The organism is Pseudomonadota bacterium (assembly GCA_039028935.1).
GTDB lineage: Bacteria > Pseudomonadota > Gammaproteobacteria > Steroidobacterales > SZUA-146 > SZUA-146.
The window spans coordinates 1-21,740 of sequence record JBCCHD010000050.1; the positions used below are offsets into that span (position 1 = coordinate 1).

Consider the following 21,740-nt stretch of genomic DNA (forward strand, 5'->3'; position numbering starts at 1 on the left):
GGGAACGGTCATCGGCCTGTGCGAACGGCACGGCCAAGAAAATGGCTGCAAAGAGTGATAGTCGAATGGATGTGTTCATAAAGTTCTCCAGCCCGGCGGGCCAATCAGCGGGATACAGGTTGTCGATGGTCACAGCATACGATGCCCGAACTGAATCCAACCTGAACGAACAGATTTGACACAAATCGTTGATTATTCTGTTATTTATTAACTAGTCAACCGCCCGCATTCGCGCTTAACCAACCTTGCGTGGGAACGGTTAACCTAAGTCGGATTTGGCGCTTTGCCAAACCGCTTCCATTTCGTCGAGCGTCATGGTCGTACGCGAGGCGTTGATGGCCGCCTCAACCTGACGGAATCGACGCGCAAACTTGGCGTTGGCGGCGCGCAGAGCCATTTCCGCATCGACACGGCGATGACGACACACATTCACCAGTGCGAACAATAAATCGCCAAGTTCCTCCTCGGTCGCGGCCAGATCCCTCGACGCGATCGCCTCTTCTAATTCCGACCATTCTTCTCGACATTTATCGAGCGCTCCGGCCGTTGACGGCCAATCGAAACCGATCCCCGCCGCGCGCGAGCCCAATTTTTGCGCGGCTTTGAGCGCGGGCAACGCGCTGGGCAGGCCATCCATCAGCGATGCTTCTGGGCCCTTTTCTTTTTGTTTTTGCGCTTGCCAGCTGGCTTTGACTGCTGCTGCGGTGGTCGCAGGCTGATCGGCTTCCGGTGCCGCGTTATCGGTGGCGAAGACATGGGGATGACGGCGCGTCATTTTGTCGCAGATGGCCGTCACCACATCATCAAACGCAAAAACGTCTTGCTCACTGGCCATTTGCGCATGAAACACGACTTGAAGGAGCAGATCGCCCAGCTCGTCTTTCAGTGCCGCCAAGTCATTGGCCTCGATCGCTTCCACCACCTCATAGGCTTCTTCGAGCGTGTACGGCGCGATGGTTGCAAAGGTCTGCTGCTGGTCCCACGGACATCCGGTGTGCGGATCTCGCAGCGCGCGCATAATCTCAAGTAACGATTGAATTGAAGCCATGACCGTCCCGTCGACCTTTAAACAGGCCCAGTGTGTCACACCATGACAGCTCAGCGTGAGCATCGAACCATGCGCGCACAAACGTGCTGGTAAATCGCGCACATTGACGCCGCTTAGCGCCGACGCCAAACTCATCGCATCCGTTAGCCGCCCGGATCGTCGGGCCAGCCACCACCCAGCGCGACAAATAAACGCACGAGCGCCTCATCGGCGGCGGCCACCCCCTGCACCACCGCGTCTTCAGCCAGAAGCTGCTGTCGCTGCGCATCCAGTAATTCCAGATACGACACGAGACCGCGATCATAGAGTTTCTGAGCGCGCTCCGCCGACGCCCGATTGGCGGCGGCGGCCGAATCCAGTAAGCGCGCATTGTGCCGAGTCGCCATCACATTCAGCCACTGCCGTTCTGCGTCCAGCAGCGCCGCCTGGGCAGTTTGCTCATAGTGAGAGACGGCGTAGGCGTAGCGAGCTTGAGCGGCTTCACGCGCGGCACGCAAGCGACCGCGATTAAATACGGGTAACGACAGTGTGGGCGCAATCGCCGCCAACCGACTGTCGCTGTCAAACAAGGTCGACGTCGCGCCGCTCGAATACCCCGACTGCGCGCCAATCAGCAGCTGAGGAAACAGCCTGGCGCTCGCAGCGCCCACATCGAAGCTGGCACTGAACAACTGATACTGCGCCGCCAAGACATCGGGTCTGCGCGACAGCAGCGCCGATTTAACGCCCCGCTGCGGAACAATCGCCTGCGTGTTCAGTGGTTCGGCCGAACTCAGCGCGTGATCCACGTCCGCTACCGACCAACCCGTCAAAAGCGACAGCTGATAGACCACATCACGCTGGCGAGCTTCGATTAAGGGCACCCGCGCTCGTGTGGCTGCGAGCTGACCGGACGCGCGATCCACATTGAGTCGTGACTCCAACCCCACGCCCAAGCGCTTTTCCAGAAGCGAAAGGGTCTGGTCCTGAGTATCCACATTGCGCGACAGCAGCCTGGCTCGTGCCGTGAGTGCAGTGTGTTGAACATAGGCGGCCACGACTTGCGCAACGGCAGCGAGCTTTACAGCGCGGACCGATTCGCTTTGCGCTGATGTGCGCGCGTATGACGATCGCGCGCCGTAACGGCTCGCGCCAAATAAATCGACCTCCCACTGCGCACTCAGATCGGCGCCCCAAAATTCCAAGTCACGATCGATAAACCCGGCCTGAATGAGACTCGAGGGACCGTTCGGCGAATTCACACTTTGTTCGGTCCACGTGTAGCTGGCGCCCGCGTTAACCGTTGGCCAGAGGGCACTGCGCACCTGCCGCGAGATGGCGCGTGCTTCGCGAAGCTGTGCTTGGGCCTTGTGAATATCCGCGTTGTGCTCGAGTGCGCGAAACACCAGCTCGTTTAGCGTGTCGTCGTTTAAGATCGTCCACCATTGGGCACCGACGGACACCGGTTCGCCAAACGAAGCCTCGCCCTCGAGACTGGCCAACACTTCATTAAACCAGGCGACCTCGGTGTCTTGCGCCACGACCTTGTCAACATTGGGCAGACTCACGCACGCCGACAACGCGGTCAACGTCAATAGCGTCATCGCGAGGCGAAAAGATGAGCGAATAAAACAAAATTTGCGTGAGTGTGTCATGCCGTCGACCGATCCATGAAGAGTGCGGGAAACTGTTGGCGCAGCGACACCAGCGCCTGGTAAGCCGCGGGGGCGAAAACGAGCGACAGTATGATCGAAAACAGCACGCCGCCCGCAATCACAATCGCCAGCGGCGGCCAAAACTCACCGCCCGAAAGCAATAGCGGCGCAAACCCGCCGACAGTGGTCAACGTCGTCGACAAGATGTGTCGCGTGGTGTGCGCGGTTTGATTCACCACCGCCTCGACATCGCCCTGGCTGGCCGCATCGCTCGAACGGATTGAGGCGAGCACGACGATGGTGCCATTAATCGCAACGCCTATGAGCCCCACACTACCGATGATCGCGTTGAAACCCAGTGCGAATCGACCCATCCACAGTGCGAGCAGCCCGAGCCCAACCGATAACACTGCCACGACCAAAATCGTGGCACCCAATGTGACGCTGCGAAACGACAACACGAGCGTGGAGATCATGAGCATGAGCAAAACGGGCAAGTAGATAAACAGATTCCCCAACGCTGAATCTTGCTCCGCCGCGTCACCCTCGACTTGAATCGAGTAGCCAGCAGGCAGCACGAAGCGCTCTCGCTCAAGGGCCGCAGCGAGCTTAGCGGTCACGTCGATGGCGAACGCGCCGTCCACGAGATAACCATAGATGCTGTTAACGCGTTTGCCATTGTAGTGACTGATCGCGCTCACTTCGGGTGTTAAGGCGAGCTGGCCGAGACTCTCGAGTGGAATCCACTGATTCGACGCGGGCGTCAGTATCTTCGTCGCCCCCACCGTTGACACTGAGTTACGTTCATTGGCCGCTAGGCGAACCCGCACCGGTAACGACTCGATGTCCTCGAGAACAGACCCGCCTTGCTGCCCCTCCAGACTGGTTTGAAGCTGCGCCGCGATTTGCGTGAGTGACAAACCCGATAAACGCACGGCGTCATCGTCCGCCTGCAAACTTAAATTGGCTTGACCACTGGCCATGGTGGCTCGAGTCGCCGCGATTTCCGGCACCGTATGCATAATGCGTCGAACCTCATCGCCAAGCTGACGAAGCGTTTCGATATCCGGCCCTTCCAGCCGGTAGCCGACCGGCGAATTCACCGGCGGACCCTGCGCGAACGGTTTGACCAAAACCTGGGCATCGACAAATCGCTGACCATATTCTTCCTGCAAGATGGGCACCAGTCGCACGGCGTCGTCAACGTCATCGGTGTACACCATGATGTGCGCGTGCGTATTGTCGTTTTGCAGTCGCATGATTCGGTTGTAGTAAATCGTCGGAAAAGTGCCGCCCGTGAGCGAATGAACGGCGTTGACGCCCGCTCGCTTGGATAGGTCATGTTCAATTTCATTAACCAACTCATTGGTCGCATAGATCGACGTGCCCGAGGGCTGATAGATTTCGATCTCAAACTGATCGCGGTCGGCTGCGGGGAAAAACTCTTGGTTAAGCGTGCCTGACAGCACAAATCCTGCGATGGGTAATAGCGTACACAACAGAGCGGTGAGCCAGGGACGTTGCAGCGCGCGCCTCAGGGCTCGGCGGTACGCCTTGCCCAATCCCTCAAAGCTCAGGCCGCTATGCAACCAGGCGATCTTCGAGACCGTTTGTTTTTCAGGCAATATCAAACCGGCCATGGCTGGGATAATGCTCACCGACACAAAAAACGACGCGCACAACGCCAGCACCACCGCGAGCGCAATCGGCCCAACAAAGTCGCCGGCGGCACCGGGCAGCAAAAACACGGGCATGAACGCCAAAATAGTCGTGAGCGTTGAGGCCAAAAGCGGTACAAATAAATGACGGACTGCCTGCTGCACCGCTTCCAGTCGTTTGAGCCCGCGATCGCGCAGCTGCTTAATTTCGTCCGTCATAACGATGGCGTTATCGATCAGCAGCCCGATCGCTACGATCATGCCAAAGATGCTCATTTGATGAATTTGTTGATTAGTAAAAGTCAGGCCAAACAACGTGAGCGATGCCGACAGCGGTAACGCGAGGCCAACCACGAGGGCTGCGCGCCAACCCATGCCAAAAAATACGACAAGCATGACCAGCGCCGCCCCAGCCAACAGATTCGAACTCAGTGTGTTCAAGCGCGCTTCGGTATAACCGCTTTGTTCAAACACCACATCGACATCCACGCCTTGCGCCCGCGTGCGTTTAAACGCGTCGAGCACTTCCTGTGAACGCGCTGACCATTGATCGATACGAATATCCGGTTCGGTGTGCACCGCCACCAAAATACTGCGGGCCTTGTTGGTTTGCGCGATAGCGGAAGGTGGGTCTCGCCAGCGCCGCTCGACACGCGCGATGTCGCCAAGCGTCACAATGCGATCGCCATCGGCCGACACGGTAAGAGAGGCCACGCGCGCCGTCGAATCCAATTCGCCGGCGACTTCAATCAGCAAGTCCGATTCAGATGTGCGCAGTGCACCGGCGGGCGCTTTGGGGTCCGCCGCGCGAATGCGTCGCGCTAGATCATCGACCGTCAATCCCATTGCCGCGAGCTCATTTGAATCAATCTCGACCGAAATTTCTTCGCCAGGGGCACCGAACAGACGCACGACATCGGTGCCGGGTAATTCGCGAAACTGATCGGCGAGCTCCTCGGCTAGCCGGTTCATCAGATTGAGCGGGGGCGCGTCGTCGGCCGGCCAATTGATCGACACGATCAAGCTGTACGCGATGGCCGATACCTTGTCATCAAGAATGGGTGTGGTCGCTTCGGGGGGTAATATCGCCGCCACATTCTGCAGTCGACTGCGAATTTTCGAGTAGATTTGATCCGTGTCCTCCTGTTCTACCCAATCTTGAAGCTCCAGACCCAACGAGGCGATATTGGCGCGCGACCAGGACTCCACTTTCTTAATTTCCGATAGTTCTTCGAGCGCGTCTTCGATTGGATCGGTGACGAGCGCCTCGACTCGATTCGCGGACGCTCCTGGAAACAGGGCAATTACGCGCGAAAATCGATTGGTAATTCGCGGGTCTTCGATGCGCGGAAGATTGGTCAATGCCGACCAGCCGGCCAGGACGATGACGAGCATCGACAGCACCAGCGCGTATCGGTTGCGGTAAAATAAACGAGCGAGCGCCGTTGTCGGCGCGGACGTATTCATTGGTCTGCTTTCCTTGTCATTGAACGCCTGACTGCCGCATTCGCGCCAATCGATCTAACCGAATAGACGCCGATGATGCGCATCGCGACGCGCACTCGACTCATCGTTGCGCCCCGTCTTGAAGGCGTACTTGTTGACCGGGCACCACACGATTCAGCCCTTTGGGAATCAATCGATCTCCGGCGTCCAACGCGCCTTTCACGTACGCGCGCGATCCATCTTGATACACCACCTCCACCGGGCGAGCCTCGATGCGGTGCGTGGCCGGCGCTTGGACTTGGCTGTCGGGAATGACGACATAGGTGTTCCAGAGCCCGCGGTCACCTTCTACCAACGCCGTCAAGGGCACCCAATACCCCACCACGTCAATCGATCGGCGAAGTTCAAGCTGCACCAGATCACCGGCCTGCGCGGGTTGCGAAGCGTCGTCTGCGCTGACGGCGTCGGTCATCAGATCAAACACCACTTCAACGGTTCGTGTGACGGTATCTCGCCGAGGGAGAATCGCCCGCACATGCGCTTTCAGCGGTCGATCATTCACAATAAGCGGCTGCTCGTCTCCCACGGTCAGCTGTTGCGCGGCATCGCCGGCGACCCCGATTCGCGCCTCGAGCGTGCCGGTATCCTGCACAGAAAAGACGGGTTGGCCGGGACTGAGCACCTGCCCTTCATCATGATGCCGGCGCAACACCACCGCATCGTACGGCGCCGTGAGTTCCGACTTGCTCAGATCGACTTCAATACGCGCAAGTCTGGATTGTGCGGCCGAGACCGCCGCCGATGCCGACTCGGCGGCATTCGCCGCCTCGTCGTACTGCTGCTGAGACACGCCATCAAATTCGCGCGCATCGTTGACTCGCTCGAGCGTGGCCTGCGTCAATTGGGCCTGCGCTCGGGTCTGCTGCAATCCCGCCCTGGCTTCTGCCAACTGCGCCATCAAACGGTCGGTATCCAAGCGGGCAAGCACCTGACCGGCGCGCACAGGCTCGCCATCGTCGACCGAGACAGTTTGCAATCGGCCGCCCAGCTCAAAGCCCAGCTCGCTGCGACGCGACGCGTCCACGCGACCGGTATACAGACTCCGGCTGGTGTAGAAATCGTTCTTCGACAGCTCGAGTGTCGCCACCGTTATTGTGCCGTTAACACCGCGATGATCGCCGTCATTGCCGGCCGCTGCTGCGCCCTGATCCCCCTGGCAACCCGCGAGCAAGATCACCAGCAACAGCGGGACAAGGCCACTATTTCTAAAATTAATAGTAATAAATTCCATGTTTTAACAACTTTTTCTCGAAAGTGAATACGCTTGGTTTGCCGGATCGCTTTAGATATACTGGACGGTATAGTATGATAATAGCGTGAAATCAAACTGTCCAGTATGAAAATAAATACATGACGAATTCGAGTACTCGGCGAGGCCGACCTAAATCCACTGAAAAACGGCGCGCCTTGCTCGACGCGAGCGCGGCACTGTTTTTAATCAACGGTTACGACAAAACCTCGATGGACGCGGTCTCCAATGAAGCGGGTGTGTCGAAACAGACCCTCTATTCGCATTTCGCCAACAAAGACCAATTGTTTCGAGCCTGCATTACGGCGAAGGTCGAAGATCACGGGTTGGACTTGTCCTGGGCGGATAACGCCACCCCCATCGAAGAGACAATGACCCGTTTCGGGGTGATGCTAATCGGTCTGTTCAATGACCCAAAAGTGCTCGCTATGTATCGCCTGCTAATGGCCGAAAGCGAACATCATCCTCAGCTGTGCCAGGCATTCCATGAAGCGGGCCCACTGGCAACCAAACGCCTACTCGCCAACTATCTGACTGAACAAGCTGAGCGTGGTCGTCTCAATATCGACGACCCATTAGAAGCCGCAGAACTGTTTGTGTCGGTCATTGAACGCAATATGTTGGTCAAAAAGCTGTTGGGTGTGCGAGACACACCCTCGCCGCACGACCTGGAAGCCTTTGTGCGAAAACGGGTGAGGTGGTTCTTGAACGCGCAAACGCCGTGATGTCGCGCGCCTGCGTTACCCTGCCCCGTCGGTGGCCGTGTTGAGAATATTGATCAACACCAACAACATCGCTGCTGTCGCCCCCCATACGCGCTCGCCGTCATAATGCCATTCGGCCATACGCACGGTGGTTCCTTGGTACGTTACATCGGCCTCCAGACGGTTGTCAGGTTCTAGAAAAAACGCCAGTGGCACGAAAAAGACACTGTCCACCTCTGCAGGGTCGGGATCCAGCGCAAAACCCGTCCTGACTCGGCCCACCACCGGATGCACATCGTAGGCACTGATGGTGTACATCCTGGGTAAATGCCCTACCAATTCAATAAAGTCAGGCGAAATACCGGTTTCCTCGTGGGTTTCGCGCAGAGCCGTGATGTCGAGTGAGGCATCGCCGGTCTCTTTGCGCCCGCCCGGAAAGCTGACTTGACCCGGATGGTGCTTAAGATGGGCGGCACGCCGCGTCAGCAACACGTCGAACCCCTTTTCGCGCTCAACGAGCGGAATTAAAACGGCGGCGTCGACATACGATTGGTCGCCCATCGGCCCACGCGCATTAATTCGACCTGTCGAGGATAGCGCGGCCACACTTAATCTATCCTTGATGAAATTAATATCCATATATCAGTATTTTACATTCTAATATTGATGTGTATTCACATCATGTTTGAATGCCGCCTTTTGTGAGTGACGCCGGATCGAGCAATCGCGTCAGCTCCTCTCGATCAAGACCGGTGGTCTCCAGCGCCACGTCTAAGATCGGACGACCTTCTTTGTACGCTTGTTTGGCCGTCGCCGCGCCTAACTCGTAACCAATGACCGGATTGAGGGCCGTCACGAGAATGGGATTGCGCGCCAACGCGTCTTTGAGGTTGTCGTGATTCACGGTGAAGCCGGCAATCGCATCGTCAGCGAGTCGGTGGCAGATGGCGGCGGAGATATCGATGCTTTGAAGCAAGTTGTAGGCCACCACCGGCAGCATGACATTGAGCTGGAAATTGCCAGCCTGACCGGCGACGGTAATGGTGGCATCGTTGCCAATCACCTGCGCGGCGACCATGCACGTCGCCTCAGGAATCACCGGATTGACCTTCCCGGGCATAATACTGCTACCGGGCTGTAGTGAGGGCAACGCGATTTCGCCAATGCCGGCCAACGGACCACTGTTCATCCACCTCAGATCGTTAGCGATCTTCATTAATGCTGTTGCTAAACCCTTGAGCTGTCCCGACAGTTCCACGGCCGTGTCTTGACAGCTCAAACTCTCGAAATAATTCGGACTTTGTTCGAACGGCACGTTTGTCCTCTCAGCAAGGGCCGCCGCAAAGCGCGCACCGAACTCAGGATGGGCATTGATGCCTGTTCCAACGGCTGTGCCGCCTTGAGCGAGGCGATGAACGCGCAACAACGAATCGCGTATGCGCGCCTGTGCATTGCGGATCTGTTGTGCCCAACCACCCAGCTCCTGCCCCAGACTCACCGGCATCGCGTCCATTAAATGCGTGCGACCGGTTTTTATCGCCTCGCTGACCGCCTCGGCCTTCTGCATGATCGTCTGTTCCAGATGATCAAGCGCGGGCAGTAATCGCTCATGCACGGCCAGCGCAGCGCTCACGTGAATGGCGGTTGGAATCACATCATTGCTGCTTTGGCCCATATTGACATGGTCGTTGGGGTGAACCGGCAGATCGCTCGCGGCGGAGGCCACATTGGCGATTACTTCGTTTGCGTTCATGTTGCTGCTGGTGCCGGAACCGGTTTGGAACACGTCGATCGGAAAGTGTCCATCGTGCTGCCCGGCGGCCACTTCAGCCGCGGTATTTTGGATGGCCACCGCCAACGCATCATCGAGCAGGCCCAGCGCTTGGTTGACACTCGCTGCCGTGCCCTTGATCAGTCCAAGCGCGCGTATAAAGTCGCGTGGCATCGCCAGCCCGCTGATCGGAAAATTTTGAACTGCACGCTGAGTTTGTGCGCCCCAGCGCGCGTCAGCCGGCACCTTAAGTTCGCCCATACTGTCCTTTTCGATACGAAATTCTGATGCGCTCATGCTGGGATCCTTTTTGGTTGGAAGGTCGATCGTTAAACGACTAAACAGGTTTATTGGAGTGACGCTCGGCACGGCTGTTCGAACGGCAGCGTTTTGCCTGAGGATACGATATTATCGCCAATTCCCAACCGCTTTGGTACCCGCCCGCATGAGTCCACTTTCGCCTTCTGTCCTGACCGCGTTGTCACCCACCGATGGCCGCTACGCCGCCGGCGCCGATGCGCTCCGCCCCTACTTCAGTGAATTTGGACTTATCCGCTATCGGGTCCTCGTCGAGTTACGATGGCTGGCATTTTTAGCCAAAAGCCCCGACATCCCCGACTGTGCCACGCTGTCCGATGCGCAAAACGCCCTGCTCGACCAGCTCATGGTGGATTTCTCATTGGCGGACGCGCAGCGGGTCAAAGACATCGAGGCGACGACCAATCACGACGTCAAAGCCGTCGAGTACTTTCTTCGCGAGCGCCTGCAGGATGTTGATCCGTCCGGCGACCAATCTCGCTTTGTGCACTTTGCCTGTACGTCGGAGGACATCAATAATTTGGCGTATGCGCTGGCGGTCCGTGATGCGCATAGCGAGGTGATCGCACCGTTGCTGACGGGACTGTGCGACGATCTGAACGCCATCAGTGAGCGTTACAGCGCTACGCCGATGCTGTCTCGCACGCACGGCCAAACGGCCAGCCCCACCACACTCGGCAAAGAAGTCAAAAATGTCAGCGCTCGCTTATCTAGGCAGATCGACAATCTGGGAAAGATCGACGTACTCGGAAAATTGAACGGTGCGGTGGGTAATTTCAATGCCCACCGAAGTGCCTATCCCGACGTAGATTGGCCCCGCCTGGGCGCTGAATTCGTTCGCGAGCTGGGCATTACCTACAATCCGTTCACCACACAGATTGAACCGCACGACTGGATGGCCGATTACTTCCACGCTCTGGCGCGAATTAACACTATTTTGTTGGACTGGTGCAAAGACGTATGGGGCTACATTTCCCTTGGCTATTTCACGCAAATCGCAGTCGAAGGCGAAGTCGGCTCTTCCACCATGCCGCATAAAATCAATCCGATTCAGTTTGAGAATGCCGAGGGCAATTTGGGCTTGGCCAATGCTCTGCTCGTGCATCTTGCAGGCAAACTACCCATCTCCCGCTGGCAACGTGATCTGACCGATTCGACGGTGTTACGCAACATCGGCGTCGCGTTTGGCTGGAGTACGGTCGCTTATCAGTCCATCACACGCGGCATGTCCCGTATGGGGGTGAACGAAAATCGTCTCAACGATGATCTTGATAATGCCTGGGAGGTGCTCGCCGAACCCATTCAAACCGTGATGAAACGGCACGGCATTGAAGACGCTTATGAGCAGCTCAAAGCGCTCACGCGCGGCCAAGCGATTACCGCGTCGCTTCTAGCGGAGTTCATTCAAACCCTCAATATTCCAACGTCCGCACGCGACGAACTGGCGTCGCTGACACCGCACAACTACACGGGGTTTGCCGACGCCCTCGCCCGACATCGCGATCCGTATTAAGCGAACGTTGCCCGCATCGACGACACCCCAGCCTCCCCCACCATAAGACCGATAGATTGGGCCATCCCGAGCGCGCGAGGTCGCGTTTACGACTCGCGTGAAATATTTGTCAAATGCTTGTTTTTGATCGTTCTTTTGCAAATATGAGACATCAGTCGCATTCCGCGACGTAACTTAACGGCTATGCTAGTCCTGCTGGGCGAAGTGAACTGTCTGAACCAGCATGGACATACCCTTCAAGGAGTGAACACCGTCGGACAGACTGGCTGCACAAATGGGGTGGGCATGACAATTTCGGATGAAACAGAACTCGACATGGGCGCGACAACTCGTCGCGTGCTGGCGTTATCGCGCGATGTGCGGTCCGCAACGCTCGATGTCGTTAAATCGGCAAGACGGTCGATTTCCATTTTTACTCAGGAACTCGATCCGTCGGTATACGATCGCATCGAGTTTCTTGACGCCGTCAAACAGCTCATCCTGACGCACAAATTCTCGCGGATCCAAATTCTGTTGGTATCGCCTATGGACGCGGTAAAAAACGGCCATCGCCTGGTGGAGTTAGCGCGCCGCTTTAGCACATTCTTCGAAATACGACGCGTGGATCCTGAATTTATTAATCGAAAAGACGCGTTCTTGGTCGCGGATGAGTCGGGTGTGGTTTACCGGCTAGATGCGACCCGTTGGGAAGGCATCGCCGATACCAATGCACCGCGCATCGCTCAAAAGTACTTGGATATTTTCGAAGAAGCCTGGCAGCGAAGCGAACCAGAACCGGAATTCCGACGCCTGCATCTATAAACGACTCGTCAGTCTCGACAGATCACCATAAACCGCCGCCGATGCGTCACAGTCGGTGTGAGCAATGCCACTTGCCTGTCTCATTGGCGCGCGGCGTCACCGCGCCGTGCGACCTCAACCGGATGTCGCTTTCTCTAGTTAATGCCGTCGCGCGTCATGCCATCGGGACTGGCCGGCGCAAATTCCTGACTAATTGAATCATCAACGGCCGGTCCCGTAGCGGTGACGCTCACATCGGTAATGCCACACAGCACCTGGTCGCACTGCGGTAAGACTTCAACACCGATGAGATCGTCATCGAGACGCACAGACAGTAAGTCGCTTCCGGTCGCTACGTCGTCGCTCAACCACACTCGATAACGTCCATCGCCAAGACTCAGCGCCGGTACGGCGCCTTGCGCGTCGTCGACGATTACGCCGGTGCTGATCGCCTGTGCGCGCGAATCGGCGCTGGTCACCGCCACACTTACGCGGTGTTCGCTGCCGACCGATGCATTGCTGGTCAGTTCAAACAACCGAATATCGACGGCCTGAAGATCCAGAAGCGATGGCTCGGACACCAACACGGCTTGCGCTCGATAGGCGACGATGCGGCGCAACGGTGTACGCGCATGGACGCCCGGCTCGACCTGCCCACTATCGGTGAATGTCGAATCCACTTCGCTGAAATACTGCTCAAGACCGGCGTCAACGGCTGTTGCAATCCCCGCGTTGACCAAGACCGGGTCGCTGCCAACGTAGCCCACACCAAACGGTGCGCTCGACGACAAACTGGGCGCGACGCCGTCGACGTCACTGAACACGGCCGCACTCGCCGGTGCCATGTCACCCAGACCCACGACGCCACCCGACGCCGCACGATTACTGGCGACCACGCTGTCGCGAATCAATGGCGCCTGGACCGGTGCGCATGCGACGAGTGACGCCGTTTGACAACGCACAAGACCTGCGCCCGTTGTCGGCGACAATACGTGGTAGGCGACCGTTATGTTGGAAGCGATCAGGGAACTACTGATCATGTCAACAATTGGCGCATCGATGGCCGCGTTTGCGCTGAATACAACGTTGCGCAAGGTCAGCGCACTGTCGACCATATGCACTGCGCCGCCCGATTGCGCCACATTGCCGATAAACAGTGCGTCGCTGAGAGTCACGTCTGCTCCCGCTTCAAGCATTAGGCCACCACCCCGTAGGGCACGATTGGTCGCCAAGTGAAGTTGGGATGCGGTGACATCGGCCGCCCGAATCGTCAATGCACTCGACTCGCTATTCGCGCCACTAATGTGCACGCGTGACAGCGTCACCGACGCGTCTTCAATACGCATATGCGCGCCACGTTCGAGCCGTAAATTGGCGGCAAAACAGTCCTCACACCCGCGCACATCGATCAACGATGAGTTGTCGACGACGCGGGAAAATGACGGGGTGGGTGCGACCTGAAGCGTGGCAAAATCTACCCCGCCCAACACCGCGGTGGACGGTTGCGCTAACGTCAGTTGGCCCGACACCTGCGCGTCTTTCTCAACCAACACAACCGCCTCGCTGATGCCCGCAATTCGATTCGAGGCCTCGCTGAGCGTCGCCAGAGCGGTCTGTGGTGAATCACCCGCTGCGGCGTCATCGCCCTGCGCCGATACAAACAGGGCTATCCCATCTATCGGCCATTGGGCTTCCAGACTATCCCCAATTCCATCGTCGTCAGAATCGGCATTCGTTGGATCAAAGCCGAGTAACGACTCTTCATAATCGCTCAGGCCGTCGCCGTCCGAGTCCGGATCGGACACTTGAACCATGAGCGTGAAGGTCGCGTCCAATCCAGCCGAATCACGTGCCGTCACAATCAGCGGCAGCGAAGCACTGAGCGCATCGGCGGGCAACGCCACACCGGTCAAGATACCCGTGGCATTGAGCTGCATCGCCTCTGGTAAACGCTCAACGCTAAAGACGAGCGACCCATCGTCCACATCCGTCACGCGCGGTCGAAGATCCACATCAAACGGTGCGCCCACTGCCACACTTAACGGCTCGTTCACGCCGGTGAGGACAGGCGGGTCATTGACCGGCGTTACCGAAACAACCAGCGTGGTGGAAAACTCGTTGAAGGCCGCCTGTCCATCGTCCGCAATCAGCGCAAACACAGCATCACCAAAGGCATCGGCACGGGGTAACAAGGTGAGCGTGAGCGCATCGGCATCAAACACAACATCAAACGGCGCTTCGTCGCTCGCGGTTTGCGAACTGAACGCCACGCTGTAGGACACCATCTGGCCTGCTTCGCTGTCCGGCACGGGCGCCGGCTCGATCTGCACGACCACAGGCGTAAAGTCTTCCGTCAAGGTGAGCTGCGCATCGCTTAACGTAAAAGCGGGCGGCGTGTTGGACGCCGTCACATTCAGTACGACCTCTAGGCTAACGCTGTTTTGACCATCTGACGCCGTCACAATCAGTGTAATAGGCTGCGCCGCCAGATCGGCCTCCGTCGGCGTACCACCCAGCACGCCGGTGTCCGGATCGAGCATCAAACCCGTGCCCGGTGGCAATCCCGATGCGGCAAATACCAGCGCCGTTTCGTCCGGATCAGTAAAGAACTGAGAAAAGTCGACGTCGTTTGCCGCTATCTCAATCTCGGCGGGCGCCGGCTCGACGACCGGTGGAATGGAATTGACAGTGATGCGCTGCGTCTGTGTGCCTTCATTACCGGCGCCATCTCGCGCTGTCCACGTCACGATCGTATCGCCTACCGGGAACAACGCTGGCGCGTCGTTGGTGAGCACGATGTCGTTACGTGCGGTGACCTGATCGCTCGCCGGTGGGGCGGCCAATATCACGGGGGTCAATGTACCCACCGCATCGGCTTGCACCGTGGCAGGCACCACAATCGCCGGTGGCGTCGTGTCCACCACCATCGCCTGCCATTCAGCGCTCGTCTCATTGCCCCACACGTCGCGTACGACCGCAGTCAATGTTGACACCCCAAGCGGTAGTGCTGTGTTCACCCCCAGCGACCAGTCGAGCTCGCCCTGACGATCATCCGCGGCGGCAAACTGCGCCACCAACTGATCGATTTGAGCCGCGCTCAACATTACGCCCTCGGCACTCTGCGCCTCAAACACCACGTTTTCGGCCACGGCGAGAATTTGGGGAGCGGTGATGTCCGGCACACCACCCAGCTCGTCACACTGTACGGCATCAATCGCCCGCGGCGTCACACCGTCGTACACCGCAAAATTGTTGTTGCGAAACCGTAAGACTTGCTGCTCCAAGGTGAGCTCGGTGTATTCGCTCGGGAGCGTAGCGCTGACCGACTGACCGCCGGTGCTCACCCCATCTAAACGGCAATCAACCAGGTCTTCAACGACGGTGAGAATGTGCACGTACTCCGGCAACGCTGTGCTGCTGGCAATGCTCAGTGCGTTAATGGCGTTAGCGACGCCGCCAGCGCTTAACGCATAAGCGACCGCGTCGGGCGATCCATTTGGCGCAAGCGGATTGGCGGGCAAAATACTGAGTACGTCGAAGCCGTATGCCGAGGTAAACAACGCGCGGTTACGTTCCAAGACATCGGTGAAATTATTCAGTCCCGTCTCACGCCGGCTCTTTTCGAGCAGCGCATGCGTAAACACCGTCACGGCAACCGTCGAATCCCCGGGCATTAACACCGACTCAAGAAACTGCGCGTCGGTCAGCTCAATCACACGTCGAGATGACAGGTTGGTATCGGCCTCATCCACGTAGCTTCCGCCCGATACGCGCACGAGAACCGGGTCACTGCGATTCACTTCGAGCTGCCAATTTCCGTCGTTATCGGTTTGCGTAAAGGTCAGCGGCCCGCCGATGGCCCGACCATTGACGTCGAGCTCAAACAACTCAACCGTGGCATTCACCAACGGTCCTTTGGTGCCATTGCCAGCAACGAGCCGTGTGTTGGACACGTTGCCCATGGGTGCCTGTGGCGATAACTCGGAGACCGATACCGACTCCGACGAAGCGCCTCCACAGGCCGACAGGCCTACCAGGCAAAGTAAATAAAGGGCGAGCACCCACCGGCGCCGCACGGCTATCTCGGGCATTCCCCTATTATGCCAGCTGCGTAATTTTTGAGTACGCACCAGGTCACATTTACCGCCGATTATGGTAATCCCAACAGACTATTTCGACCCGTAGCCAGCTTATGACAAGACCGGCTTAATACCGCCCCGGGGAATTCCTCAGGTCTTGCAGTGGTGACGGGTTTGAACGAGAGTCGATCACCCGATACGCCGTGTTATTGGGTAACCGTAATAGTCAAAAAGGGTGTGGTGATGGAATCGATATACAACACCAATTCGAAGTCGGGCTGCGCGGCGGCGATGTCGAGTAGAACCTCATATCGACCGTCACCCAAATCGCGAAGCTGAGTTGATCCACCCGTACCAAGCGGATCAAGCGTTGTGCCGGAGTAGGTATAGATATGTGTCGCCACAGACCCAGTTGGTTCTCGTAGATAGAGTCGATGCCCCGGTCCAAGCGGCTCGCTGCCGATCAATGGTGTGACGCGCAGACTCTGATTATCGAGGTTTTGAACGAGATTGCCGTCGGTTTCAATCTGCGCGTTGTTTGGCGCGAGGGGCTGAGGATTCAAATAGTGAAATCCAGCATCCAGCGTTCCGACATCGGTCGTTATGCCCTGCCGATCGGTATAGCGCTGGTCGAGTGCATAAAGCGGATTGTTCGAATCAATCGGCCCGTAATCGACACCCGGCGAGGATGTCAACTGATAGTAGCCGTTGTCGAACTCAATCGGATCATCGGAGTTACCGGTGCCAACGAAATTTACCCAAAAGTTCGAGATGAAATTGTAGTTTGCATCGAGACCCAGTATTTGACCGATTCCCCCACTGGCTTCATCACTGCCATCACCGGCGCGATTGAACTGGCCAATGTTGTAGTTAAATACGGGATCGCCGCCGGTATCGAAATAAAACGCGCCACCCGACGTGCCGGCCAGGTTAAAGACGACTGTGTTGTTACTGATTACCGACTTATCCACATCGGCGACGTAAAATCCGGCGCCGGTATCAGCATAGTTGGAGGTGATGAGATTATTGTGCAGCGTCAAGTTGGCATTGGTATTTTGCATGCAAACACCGCCCCCCAGCTGTTGCGCCTCATTGCCGCTCACGGAGCTGTGCTCAACACGCATTGCGTCAGTGCCCGACACATACACGCCACCGCCACACTGCCCGGTTTTGTTCGCCATAATCTTGGACCCGGTCAGATAAAGCGGTGTATTTCGTATGAATAGCCCACCCCCACCGGCGAGATTTGATTTGGTGACAGCACCGGATACCAACGCCTCGTTGTGCCGAATAATCGAGTCGATGATCGTCAAATCTGTGTTGCCGACCATATGTAGACCGCCCCCACTCGAGTCGAGATTCGCTTGCGGCGTCAGCACATTGTTGGCAATCAGCGCGTTTTCGATGTGCACTCGGCTGGGCGAATCGTTGTCGACAAAAATGCCGCCGCCTCGATTCTCGGCTGCGTTATCAATCACATGAACATGATCAAACCGGATCGCGACATCAACTAAAAACGCCCCGCCACCACGTAAATTACCGTGCCCACCGGTCAACGTGACGTAGTAAAGATTGACCACATCACAGTCGGTCAATGTCAACGGTCGTTCACCAGCGAGCACCGATTCCAATTTGGTTTGAGGCGCACCCTGTGCATTGAAGCGAGGCGTCGCAACAAACGGATCGAGCGACCCCACGATGGTCATATTGCTGCAGTTGGCCGAGACCTCAAGTTGCCACTCATCCGCGACGGTGACCACATCATTATTGCTCGCCATTAACACATACAAGGTGTTCCCCGGTGTCTCAACGAGTTTGCCGTCATCGGCCGCGGCTTTGATGGACGGATACGCCAATTCCCACGTTGTGCCATCGGGTGTTGCAGTCGGCGTATCCGGATCAATGAAAACATACACACTGTCGGCCATATCCGGATCCGTGCCAACGGCGATTTCAATGCTTGATCCTATTCCGTCGAAATCGGGATCCTCCGCTGGCCACACGACGGTCGTGACGGTTGCCGTGTTAGACAGGAGGCCCTCGTTATCCTCTACCGTGTACTCAAAGGTCACTATCCCGGTAAAGGTGTCGGGGACATCAACGCGCACAATCCCACTTGCCCCGAGCACCATCGCGGCACCCTCGGACAGGTTGAACACCGAAAGCGTACTCAGGTCGACGCTTCCATCACTGTCGCTGACCTGTCCGGATAGATCAATCTCTATGGTTTCGCCTGAGAAAACCACTGTTGTATCATCATCATTGGCTTGCGGCGCCATATTCGGCGGTAACACGGTAACGGCTACGGTCGCCGTGTTTGATGCGAGGCCCGTGGCATCGCGCACGAGGAACGTGAAGGCGTCGGCCCCCTCAAACGCCGCATTCGGCGTATAGCGAACCACACCACCCGGTAAGGCTACGGCCGTACCATTGGCAGCGGGCGACTCGATACTCACCGTGTCAACGTCGATGTCGCTCTCCGGGTCGCTTGAGCCGACTAGCACATCGATGTCCAGTGACGCGCCTGTGCGCGTGCTTACACTACTGTCGAGCACCACCGGCGCGCTCGGTACAGGGGTAATGGTGATGGTCACCGTCGCCGCGTTCGACGTTGCGCCGGCTGCGTCCACCAACTGATAGGTGAACTGGTCGACACCATTGGCATTAACATTGGGCGTGTAACTAAACTGCCCGGTATCCGCGCCAGGCGTCACCGCGCCGATCGAGGCTCCGGTCACAAGCTGCGCAGACACGATGTCGGCTAAACCATCTGAATCAACATCGTTGGCGAGCACATCAATGACAACGGCGTTGTTCTCGTCTGTCGTCACGCTATCGTCTACGGCGACGGGCGTGTCGTTAACGGCCAGGACGGTAACGGTCACCTGAGCGGTGCCAGACAATTGACCTTCCACATCGGCGACACGATACGAGAACGAATCATCGCCTGCAAAATTGGCATTGGGTGTGTAGATCACGTTGCCAAGCGTATCCGGCGTCGCAACGCCATGGGTGGGGAAACTCTGCAAGACGATCGAGGCAAGATCGATGGCCGAATCGATATCAGTGTCATTGGCCGCGACATTGAGTGTGATCGACGTATCTTCGTCGGTGATTCCCACATCGCCACTCGCGACAGGCGGATCGTTCACCGGCCCAACCTGAACGCTGACGGTCGCAATGTTGGAGCCAAGTCCCGTTGCGTCGGCAACCTGGTACGAAAACGTATCATCGCCAAAAAAGTTAGCGTTGGGCGTGTAGGTGATGGCGCCCGTCGATCCATTAACGACGGCCCCGCCGCTCGCCGGTGGTGTAACGATTACCACTGATGTTACATCGATGTCATCCTGAACGTCCGTATCGTTGGCAATGACGTCAACAACAACGGCGATGTCTTCCACTGTCGCGACGACATCGTTATTCGCCATTGGCGCCGCCTCGACAGACTCGATCGTGAGCACCACCTCTGCGATGTTTGATACGGCTCCCTGATCATCGGTTAGATCATAGGTAAAGGTCGTCGTACCAATAAAGCCAGACCCCGGTGTATACACCAGTCGATCGACTGCCGCGTCGTAACCCACACTGCCGACGCTAGGCGGCGAAACGATGCGGATCGCGCTGTGTTGCAGAACTTGCTCGGCATCCGTGTCATTGGCCAACACCTCAAGGGGTGTTGCATCCGTTGGCGAGACAGTGAACGCATCGGCGCTCGCGACAGGCGCATTATTAACACCCTCGACATTGATGCTCACTCGCGCAGGCTGCGATGCAGCGCCGGCTGAATCCACCACACGATAGTCCATGTAGTCAACACCACTGAAATTGAGGTTGGGCGTGTAGCGCACTTGCGCCGATACGTCGTCCCACACCGCCGCACCAAACAACGGTGGCACATCGATGACCACCGAAGCGCCGGCTAATCCGTCCACATCGGAATCATTCGCCAGCACACTCACGCTTGTCATCTGATTTTCCGCGCCCAGCGCGACATCATCGTTGGCCACCGGCGCATCATTGATGGGTGTCACGGTGGCAAAAACGGTCGCCGCAAGTGAATAGGCTCCCTGCTCGTCAGCGACTTGATAGCGGAACGAGTCAACACCGAAGTAATCCACGTCGGGGGTGTATTCCAACACGCCACCCGGGCCGAGCGTCACTTCGCCATGCAGCGGCGCATTGACGAGCGTCAACGTACCGGCCACCAGTGCACCATCCGAGTCGGCATCATTCACGAGTACATCAATCGCAAGCGACGTGTCTTCAGCCAGCGTGACAAAATCATTCGCGGCGATGGGCGCACGATTTGGCGCGGTTCCGGACGGCACAACGGTCACGTCGACAGGCGTAGCCGCCGACGACGCGCCCAGTGAATCTTGTACTTGATACAACAAGGTATCGGTACCGATGAATCCGGCATTGGGAGTGTAGACAATTCCACCCGTCACAAAATCGGTAAGCGCTTGGCCGTTGGTGGGGGCCTGCGTAATCACAACAGAGCCGGCATTGAGCGCGTCGTCAAAGTCCACATCGTTTTCCAGCACACCAACGAGCACCGATTGACTTTCGGTCGTACTCGCCGAATCGGCAATCGCTGACGGCGCATCGTTCACGGCCAAGACCATGATCTGCACTGGCGCATCGGAGGACCGCCTGCCATCGGCGTCGGCTACCGTGTACCGCAGTTGGTCATTACCATTGCGGTTTGCAAACGGTTGATAGTTGATTCGACCCGTGGCGGGGTCGACTACGGCGCTTCCTTGCGTGGGTTGTTCGGTGATCAGAATCGACAGTGGATCCAGAGTGCTGTTCTGCGCAAAATCGTTGGCCAACACATCGATAACCAAGAGGCTATCTTCGTCACCGATCGCCTGATCAGCAAACGCTTGCGGCACAGCGACGCGTCCAAGCGTAATCGCACGCGTCACCGGAAGCGCGGCATTTCCGGCGGTGTCCACGGCGCTAAACGTCACCAGCGTGGTGCCGAGCGGCAGCGCATTCGGCAAAGGCGAGCCATTCTCTAAGGTAACGATTACCGGAACAGCTCCTTCACGATCATCCGATGCTATGGGCGCCGAGAGAAACTGTTGAATTCGCGCATCGGTTGTTTCGAGTGTGGTCGCCACCGGTTCAAACACCGCCAAATTATTCGGAACAGCGCTGAGCTGTGGCCGCGTCATATCGACGGGTTCGACCACTTGGGCACACACGGGCAGATCGACCTGAACCAATTCGACGTTGTCGTATACCGCTCTTAGGTTGTTGCGAAACCGGACAATCTGCAGATTGAGGTCAATCGTGTCGGAAATGAGCTGGGGCACACCAGCGACGAGCACTTCGATCGGACTTGGATTCCATCTTTATCGTAGGATTGCTCTACAGCAGCTTGAGCGATTCGCGAAATTCCTACACCATAACAACCCATCTCTAAAGGCTTGTCTTGTCCTTCTTCGGTAGTATAAGTTGCTCCCATCGCTTGA

General features: G+C 57.3%; 11 protein-coding genes. 3 read left to right on the top strand and 8 right to left on the bottom strand.

Translation table 11 applies throughout. From position 1 onward, the window contains the following. Nucleotides 1-259 precede the first annotated feature (259 nt). The 4 genes from mazG to AAF465_15760 all read right to left on the bottom strand — a co-directional run bounded on the left by mazG (nucleotide 260) and on the right by AAF465_15760 (nucleotide 7,077). Nucleotides 260-1,048 carry a nucleoside triphosphate pyrophosphohydrolase gene (gene mazG / locus AAF465_15745; protein ID MEM7084182.1) on the bottom strand — a complete coding sequence of 263 codons (789 nt, stop codon included), beginning with the start codon at nucleotides 1,046-1,048 and terminating at the stop codon, nucleotides 260-262. A gap of 143 nt (nucleotides 1,049-1,191) precedes the next feature. Beyond that, the gene (locus AAF465_15750; protein ID MEM7084183.1) at nucleotides 1,192-2,682 is read right to left on the bottom strand and encodes an efflux transporter outer membrane subunit; all 1,491 of its coding nucleotides are present in this window, start codon (nucleotides 2,680-2,682) and stop codon (nucleotides 1,192-1,194) included. After that, on the bottom strand, nucleotides 2,679-5,807 hold the full coding sequence (locus tag AAF465_15755) for an efflux RND transporter permease subunit (protein MEM7084184.1): 3,129 nt from the start codon (nucleotides 5,805-5,807) through the stop codon (nucleotides 2,679-2,681). Before AAF465_15755 ends, AAF465_15750 begins: the two co-directional genes overlap by 4 nt. A gap of 100 nt (nucleotides 5,808-5,907) precedes the next feature. Next, on the bottom strand, nucleotides 5,908-7,077 hold the full coding sequence (locus AAF465_15760; protein MEM7084185.1) for an efflux RND transporter periplasmic adaptor subunit: 1,170 nt from the start codon (nucleotides 7,075-7,077) through the stop codon (nucleotides 5,908-5,910). Nucleotides 7,078-7,196: 119 nt separating this feature from the next. Here AAF465_15760 and AAF465_15765 point away from each other — a divergent pair, with 119 nt between their 5' ends. Continuing rightward, nucleotides 7,197-7,820 (top strand): TetR/AcrR family transcriptional regulator, encoded by a 624-nt coding sequence (locus AAF465_15765; protein ID MEM7084186.1) that lies wholly within the window; start codon nucleotides 7,197-7,199, stop codon nucleotides 7,818-7,820. A gap of 15 nt (nucleotides 7,821-7,835) precedes the next feature. On the opposite strand, the gene AAF465_15770 is transcribed toward AAF465_15765, so the two are convergent. Further along, nucleotides 7,836-8,405 (bottom strand): CoA pyrophosphatase, encoded by a 570-nt coding sequence (locus AAF465_15770; GenBank protein ID MEM7084187.1) that lies wholly within the window; start codon nucleotides 8,403-8,405, stop codon nucleotides 7,836-7,838. A 73-nt stretch (nucleotides 8,406-8,478) separates the two neighbouring features. Next, a complete protein-coding gene (locus AAF465_15775) occupies nucleotides 8,479-9,867 on the bottom strand; it encodes a class II fumarate hydratase (GenBank protein ID MEM7084188.1) in 1,389 nt (462 codons plus the stop codon). Between the two features lie 148 nt (nucleotides 9,868-10,015). Here AAF465_15775 and purB point away from each other — a divergent pair, with 148 nt between their 5' ends. Next, a complete protein-coding gene (gene purB / locus AAF465_15780) occupies nucleotides 10,016-11,401 on the top strand; it encodes an adenylosuccinate lyase (GenBank protein ID MEM7084189.1) in 1,386 nt (461 codons plus the stop codon). 285 nt (nucleotides 11,402-11,686) lie between these two features. Then, on the top strand, nucleotides 11,687-12,202 hold the full coding sequence (locus tag AAF465_15785; GenBank protein MEM7084190.1) for a hypothetical protein: 516 nt from the start codon (nucleotides 11,687-11,689) through the stop codon (nucleotides 12,200-12,202). A gap of 134 nt (nucleotides 12,203-12,336) precedes the next feature. Here the strand turns inward: AAF465_15785 and AAF465_15790 are convergent, their stop codons facing one another. Together AAF465_15790 and AAF465_15795 are read right to left on the bottom strand one after the other, a co-directional pair. Then, nucleotides 12,337-16,272 (bottom strand): putative Ig domain-containing protein, encoded by a 3,936-nt coding sequence (locus AAF465_15790; protein MEM7084191.1) that lies wholly within the window; start codon nucleotides 16,270-16,272, stop codon nucleotides 12,337-12,339. 194 nt (nucleotides 16,273-16,466) lie between these two features. Beyond that, nucleotides 16,467-21,581, bottom strand: coding sequence for a tandem-95 repeat protein (locus tag AAF465_15795; GenBank protein MEM7084192.1), 5,115 nt, complete (start codon nucleotides 21,579-21,581; stop codon nucleotides 16,467-16,469). Nucleotides 21,582-21,740 lie beyond the last annotated feature (159 nt).

Coding starts and splice junctions, on each gene's coding strand:
- AAF465_15750 (MEM7084183.1), bottom strand. CDS start 2,682: ATGACACACTCACGCAAATTTTGTTTTATTCGCTCATCTTTTCGCCTC.
- AAF465_15760 (MEM7084185.1), bottom strand. CDS start 7,077: ATGGAATTTATTACTATTAATTTTAGAAATAGTGGCCTTGTCCCGCTG.
- AAF465_15755 (MEM7084184.1), bottom strand. CDS start 5,807: ATGAATACGTCCGCGCCGACAACGGCGCTCGCTCGTTTATTTTACCGC.
- AAF465_15775 (MEM7084188.1), bottom strand. CDS start 9,867: ATGAGCGCATCAGAATTTCGTATCGAAAAGGACAGTATGGGCGAACTT.
- mazG (MEM7084182.1), bottom strand. CDS start 1,048: ATGGCTTCAATTCAATCGTTACTTGAGATTATGCGCGCGCTGCGAGAT.
- purB (MEM7084189.1), top strand. CDS start 10,016: ATGAGTCCACTTTCGCCTTCTGTCCTGACCGCGTTGTCACCCACCGAT.
- AAF465_15790 (MEM7084191.1), bottom strand. CDS start 16,272: ATGCCCGAGATAGCCGTGCGGCGCCGGTGGGTGCTCGCCCTTTATTTA.
- AAF465_15765 (MEM7084186.1), top strand. CDS start 7,197: ATGACGAATTCGAGTACTCGGCGAGGCCGACCTAAATCCACTGAAAAA.
- AAF465_15785 (MEM7084190.1), top strand. CDS start 11,687: ATGACAATTTCGGATGAAACAGAACTCGACATGGGCGCGACAACTCGT.